The 6,030-nt window shown below is 74.9% G+C and carries 6 protein-coding genes; all 6 read right to left on the bottom strand.

The genetic code is table 11. From position 1 onward, the window contains the following. Window positions 1–24: 24 nt before the first annotated feature. The 6 genes from hypE to hypA are packed head-to-tail and all read right to left on the bottom strand — an operon-like array spanning window position 25 to window position 5,974. On the bottom strand, window positions 25–1,107 hold the full coding sequence (hypE, locus tag ACFVU9_RS36735; protein WP_380435242.1) for a hydrogenase expression/formation protein HypE: 1,083 nt from the start codon (window positions 1,105–1,107) through the stop codon (window positions 25–27). Further along, on the bottom strand, window positions 1,100–2,233 hold the full coding sequence (gene hypD, locus ACFVU9_RS36740; RefSeq protein WP_387601143.1) for a hydrogenase formation protein HypD: 1,134 nt from the start codon (window positions 2,231–2,233) through the stop codon (window positions 1,100–1,102). The genes hypE and hypD overlap by 8 nt, the downstream gene beginning before the upstream one ends. After that, window positions 2,230–2,541: a HypC/HybG/HupF family hydrogenase formation chaperone gene (locus ACFVU9_RS36745; protein WP_387601146.1), complete on the bottom strand. Its 312-nt coding sequence runs from the start codon at window positions 2,539–2,541 to the stop codon at window positions 2,230–2,232. Before ACFVU9_RS36745 ends, hypD begins: the two co-directional genes overlap by 4 nt. A gap of 6 nt (window positions 2,542–2,547) precedes the next feature. Further along, on the bottom strand, window positions 2,548–4,863 hold the full coding sequence (gene hypF, locus ACFVU9_RS36750) for a carbamoyltransferase HypF (RefSeq protein ID WP_387601149.1): 2,316 nt from the start codon (window positions 4,861–4,863) through the stop codon (window positions 2,548–2,550). After that, a complete protein-coding gene (gene hypB / locus ACFVU9_RS36755; RefSeq protein ID WP_387601152.1) occupies window positions 4,860–5,591 on the bottom strand; it encodes a hydrogenase nickel incorporation protein HypB in 732 nt (243 codons plus the stop codon). The genes hypF and hypB overlap by 4 nt, the downstream gene beginning before the upstream one ends. Before the next feature lie 5 nt (window positions 5,592–5,596). Further along, on the bottom strand, window positions 5,597–5,974 hold the full coding sequence (hypA, locus tag ACFVU9_RS36760; RefSeq protein ID WP_387601154.1) for a hydrogenase maturation nickel metallochaperone HypA: 378 nt from the start codon (window positions 5,972–5,974) through the stop codon (window positions 5,597–5,599). Window positions 5,975–6,030: the final 56 nt, after the last annotated feature.

Genomic DNA, 6,030 nt, shown 5'->3' on the forward strand with positions numbered 1-6,030 from the left:
ACCCGGAAGGCTACCGAAGCGGAATCAGCAGATCCGCGGCAGCTGCTCCCCCATCGGCAGGTCGACGACCCGCGTCCCGCCGAAGCCGGTCCGGGCGACGACCATCCCGGGGTGGTCCTCGACGCACTCGCCGATCACCACGGACTCCGCGCCGAGCGGGTGGGCCCGCATGGCGGCGAGGACCGCGTCCGCCTCGTCGCGCGGCACGAAGGCGACGAGCTTGCCCTCGTTGGCGATGTACATCGGGTCCAGGCCCAGGACGGAGCACGCGTTGGCCACCGCCTCCGGCACGGGGACGGCCCGCTCGGTGATCACCACGCCGACCCCGGCCGCCGCGGCGATCTCGTTGAGCGAGGCCGCCAGGCCGCCCCGGGTGGGGTCGCGCAGGACGTGGACGTCACGCGTCACCCTGAGCATGGCCTCGACGAGCCCGCCGAGCGCCGCGCTGTCGCTGCGCACCTCGACGCCGAACTCCAGGCCCTCCCGCACGCTCATGATCGCCACGCCGTGCAGCCCGATCGGCCCGCTGAGGATGACCACGTCACCCGGTTCGGCCCGCTGCGGCCGGATGTCGACGCCGGCCGGGACGAGACCGATGCCGGCGGTGTTGAGGTAGATGCCGTCGCCGTGCCCGGCCTCGACCACCTTGGTGTCCCCGGTGGCGACCTCGACCCCGGCAGCGCGGGCGGCCGCGCCGAGGGCGCGGGCCACGCGGTCGACGACGGCCATCTCCACCCCCTCTTCCAGGATGAAGCCGCAGGAGAGGTAGGCGGCGCGGGCGCCGCTCATGGCGAGGTCGTTGACGGTCCCGTTGACGGCGAGGTCGCCGATGCAGCCGCCGGGGAAGAACAGCGGCCGCACGACGTAGGAGTCCGTCGAGAAGGCGAGCCGGGCGCCGCCGAGGTGGAGGACGGCGGAGTCGCCGAGTCCCTCCAGCGCCTGGCCGCCGAACGCGGGCGCGAAGATGTTCGCCACGAGCTCCGCGGACATCGCCCCGCCGCCCCCGTGCCCCATGACGACCCTCGGGTGATCGCGCAGCGGCAGCGGACAGCTCCAGCCGGAGAAGTCCAACGCGCCGGTGTCCGTGAGCAGTTCGACGTCAGCCAACGCGACTCGCCTCCTGAGCGGAAAGGGGCACGACCGGCACGCTCAGCCGCCGGTAGAGGTAGTACGCCGCACAGGCGCCCTCGCTGGAGACCATGGTGGCGCCGAGCGGGGTGCGCGGGGTGCAGACGGTGCCGAAGGCCTCGCACTGGTGGGGCTTCAGCAGCCCCTGCAGCACCTCGCCGCTGCGGCACGCGGCGGGCTCGCAGGTCGTGATCCCGCCGACGTCGAAGCGGTGCTCGGCGTCGTGGTCGCGGTAGCGCGGCGACAGCCGCCAGCCGCTCAGCGGGATGACGCCGATGCCGCGCCAGGCGCGGTCGGCGACCTCGAAGACGTCCTCCAGCATGGCGCGCGCCGCCGGGTTGCCCTCGGGCCGGACGGCTCGCGGGTAGGCGTTGTCGACGGCGTGTTCGCCGCGCTCCAGCTGGCGGACGGTGCGCCGGATGCCCTCCAGGATGTCCAGGGGCTCGAAGCCGGTGACGACGATCGGCACCCGGTGGCGCTCCGCGAGCGCCGGGTACTCGTCGGTGCCCATGACGCTGCACACGTGCCCGGCGGCGAGGAAGCCCTGGACGCGGCAGTCCGGCGAGTCCATGATCGCCTCGATGGCCGGGGGCACCCGGACGTGCGAGACGAGCATGCTGAAGTTGCGCAGGCCCTGCTTCCTTGCCAGGTGGACGGCCATGGCGTTGGGCGGGGCGGTGGTCTCGAAGCCGATGCCGAAGAAGACGACCTCGCGGTCCGGGTTCTCCCGGGCGATCTTGAGCGCGTCGAGCGGCGAGTACACCACCCGGACGTCGCCGCCCTCGCCGCGGACGCGGAACAGGTCGCGGTCCGTCCCCGGCACCCGCAGCATGTCCCCGAAGGAGCAGAAGATCACCTCGGGCCGGGCGGCGATCGCGAGCGCCCGGTCGATCACCTCCAGCGGGGTGACGCACACCGGGCAGCCCGGACCGTGGATCAACTCGACCTCCTCCGGCAGGAGTTGGTCGATGGCGTGCCGGATGATGCTGTGCGTCTGGCCACCGCAGACCTCCATCAGCGCCCATGGCCGGGTGACCGTCGCCCTGATGTCGGCGAGCAGGCCCTCCGCGAGCTCGGGGTTGCGGAACTCCTCCAGGTACTTCACCGTCCGGCCTCCTCAGCCCCGCGGTCCGTCCCCACTGCCTCCACCGCCCGCGCCGCTTCCCACGGGTCGCCGAACTCCTCCTGCAGCAGCCCGAGTTCCTCGAACAGCTCCAGGGTCCGCCGGGCCGACTCCTCGTCCAGGCGCTGGAGCGCGAAGCCCACGTGGACGATCGCGTACTCCCCCACCGCCAGGTCGGGCAGGTACTCAAGGCACACGTCCTTGACCACTCCGCCGAAGTCCATGACCGCCATCCGGGTCCCGTCGCGTTCCTCGATCTCCGTCACCCTGCCGGGCACCGCCAGGCACATGCGCCCTCACTCCTCCCGGGTGGCCGCCGAGCGGGCGGCCACCATCAGCTGGCCGAGCGCCAGCCCTCCGTCGTTGGGCGGCACCCGGCGGTGCCGCAGCACGGTGAAGCCGTCCTCCCCGAGGCCGCTCGCGCAGGCCGAGGAGAGCAGCGCGTTGGCGAAGACGCCACCGCTCAGCGCCACCGTCGAAATCCCGTACTCCTCCCGGGCGGCCGCGCAGATCCGCCGGACGAGCGAGGCCACCCCGGCGTGGAAGCGCGCGGCGATCAGCCCGGCCGGGGCGCCCGCGGCCAGGTCCGCCAGCACCGCTGCCAGCACCGGCCCCGCTTCGGCGGTCCAGCCGCCCGCCCGCTCCGACAGCCCGAAGGCGTACCCCTCGACCGTCCCGAATCCGTCCGCCCCAGGCCCGACGGCCGCGGCCTCCAGTTCGATGGCCGCCTGGGCCTCGTACCCGGCCCGGTGGCAGACGCCGGCGAGCGAGGACACCGCGTCGAAGAGCCGGCCCATGCTGGAGGTCGGCACGCAGTTCAGTCCGCGGTCCAACTGCCGCTCCAGCAGCCGCAGTTCCTCTTCCGGGCAGGCCTCGACCGGCGGCAGTCCCGCCGCCCACGGCAGCCCGGCGGCGCGCAGGTGCGCGAGCGCCGTCCGGTACGGGCGCTCGACCGCCGCGTCCCCGCCCGGCAGCGGCACGTACGCGAGGTGGGCGAGGCGGCGGTAGCCGTCGTAGTCGGCGAGCAGCACCTCGCCGCCCCAGATCGCGCCGTCGTCGCCGTACCCGGTCCCGTCGAAGGCGACGCCGAGCACCGGCCGGCGGCCGTCCAGGCCGTGTTCGGCCATCACCGCGGCCACGTGCGCGTGGTGGTGCTGCACCCGCCGGACGGGCCGGCCCTCGGCGGTCCGCTCGGCGTGGTGCACCGAGCGGTAGCCGGGGTGGCGGTCGGCGACGAGCAGGTCGGGCCGCACGCCGCTGACGACGCCGAGCTGGTCCACCGCGTGGTCGAAGGCGCGCAGCGTCGCGAGGTCGTCCATGTCCCCGATGTGGCCGGAGAGCCAGGCGTAGCCGTCGCGGGCGAGCGCGAAGGTGTTCTTGAGGTCGCCGCCGACGGCCAGTGCCGGCCGGACGGGCACGGGCAGCGGGAGCGGGAGCGGCGCGTAGCCGCGCGAGCGCCGCAGCGGCAGTTGCTCGCCGTCGACCACGCGCACGACGGAGTCCTCGCAGGGCACGTGGATCGGGCGGTCGTGGGTGAGCCAGCCGTCGACGAGCGGGGCGAGCGCGGCGAGCGCGTGCCGGTCGTCGGTGACGATGGGTTCGCCGGAGAGGTTGGCGCTGGTCATCACCAGGAGGTCGGTCCCGGGCGCGGCGAGCAGCAGGTGGTGCAGCGGCGTGTACGGGAGCATCACGCCGAGGTCGGGGCTGCCCGGGGCCACCGCTTCGAGCCCGGCCGGCGCCGCGCCCCGCAGCAGGACGATCGGCCGCACCGGGCCGGTGAGGAGCTCCCGCTCGACGGGGTGGAGGGGCAGCAGGCCCTCGACGGTGGCGAGGTCACGGGCCATCAGCGCGAACGGCTTGTCGCCGCGCCGCTTGCGCCGCCGCAGCAGTGCGACGGCTCCGGCGTTCCGCGCGTCGCAGGCGAGGTGGTAGCCGCCGATGCCCTTGACGGCGAGGATCGCGCCGCCCGCCAGCAGCCGCCGGGCCTCCGCCAGCGCGTCCTCGCCCGTCCGCCCGGCCCGTCCCGGCACGGCGAGTGCGAGCCACGGCCCGCAGGCGTGGCAGGCGACGGGCTGCGCGTGGAAGCGGCGGTCGGCCGGGTCGGCGTACTCGCGGGCGCAGTCCGGACAGAGGGGGAAGCCGGCCATGGTGGTGTTGGCGCGGTCGTACGGCAGGCCGGTCACGATGGTGTGCCGGGGGCCGCAGTTGGTGCAGCTGATGAACGGGTGGCGGTGGCGGCGGTCGGCGGGGTCGGCGAGTTCGGCCAGGCAGTCGGCACACACGGCGACGTCGGGCGGGATCAGGGTGGCCCGGGGGCCGTCGGCGCGGGACGGGGCGATGGTGAAGCCGGTGGCGCCGGTGGCGGCGAGCGCCGCGTGCTCGACGGAGGCCACCTGGGCGAGCGGTGGGGCGTCGCTGGCGATCCGCCGACAGAAGGCGTCGACGGCCTCGCGGCTGCCCTCGACCTCGGCCAGTACGCCCTCGCCGGTGTTGGTGACGCTGCCGGCCAGCCCGAGCTCGCCGGCGAGCGTGAAGACGAACGGCCGGAAGCCGACGCCCTGCACGAGCCCGCGGACGGCGACCCGCCGCCGCTCGCGGTCGAGCGCGGTCACGGGGTCTCCTGCACCACGTGCACGTGCCCGCCGTGCGAATGCCCCGAAGCCATCACCGGCCGGTGCACCGCCGCCCCGTCCAGCACGCCCAGTGCCCGGTCCAGCAGCGCCCCGACGCCGTCCCCGGTGCGGGCCGAGGTGTGCACGACCTCCACACCCGGGTTGACGCGCTGGACGTTCGCCAGGAACGCGGCCTCGTCGAACTCCGCCGCCGCCGCGAGGTCCGCCTTGGTCACCAGCACGAGGTTGGCGAGGCCGAACGCGGTCGGGTACTTGAGCGGCTTGTCCTCGCCCTCGGTCACCGAGGCGAGCACCACCCGCAGCGACTCGCCGAGGTCGTAGGAGGCGGGGCAGACGAGGTTGCCGACGTTCTCGACGAACAGCAGCCGGCAGTCCGCCGGCAGCCAGCCGTCGAGGTGCCCGGCGAGCATCCGCGCCTCCAGGTGGCAGAGCCCGTCGGTGAGCACCTGCTTGACCGGCGCGCCCGAACGCGCCAGCCGCAGCGCGTCGTTCTCGGTGGCGAGGTCGGCGGTGAGCGCGGCGACGGCGACGCCGCGCTCCTTCGCGAGCCCCAACTCGGCTTCCAGCAGGGCGGTCTTGCCGCTGCCCGGGCTGGAGAGCATGTTCACCACGACCGTGCCGCGCGCGCTCAGCGCCGCGCGCAGCTCGCGGGCGCTGTCGTCGTTGCGGGCGAGGACCGCCTGGCGGAGGTCGACCGTCTGGCACATCGGCGTCAGCCTTTCTGTTCGGCCCGGACGCCGGGGCGCTCGGCCCACTCGACGCCGAGGATCTGGAGCTCGCGCCCGCACAGCAGCTCGACGCCGCCGCCCGAGCAGCTCGGACAGCCGAGGTCCGGCGGCATGCCGACGGCCCACTCGACCTCGCAGGGGGTGCAGCGGGCCCGCGCCGCGACGGCCTCGGTGTCCAGTACCGCGCCCGCCACCAGCGTTCCGGCGCAGGCGAGTTCGAAGCAGAAGTCGAGCGCCTCGGGCACCACGCCGGCCAGCTCGCCCACCTGCAGCCGCACCCGGGCCACCCCGGGGGCGCCGTGTTCGCGCGCGGCCGCGTCCACCTGCTCGACGACGGCGGCGGCGATCGACATCTCGTGCATCGGTCCCTTCCCACGCCCGGCGGCAACGCGCCCCATTACAGGACGCGGTGGCGGCG

It is taken from the genome of Kitasatospora sp. NPDC057936 (genome assembly GCF_042887525.1).
Classification (GTDB): domain Bacteria; phylum Actinomycetota; class Actinomycetes; order Streptomycetales; family Streptomycetaceae; genus Kitasatospora.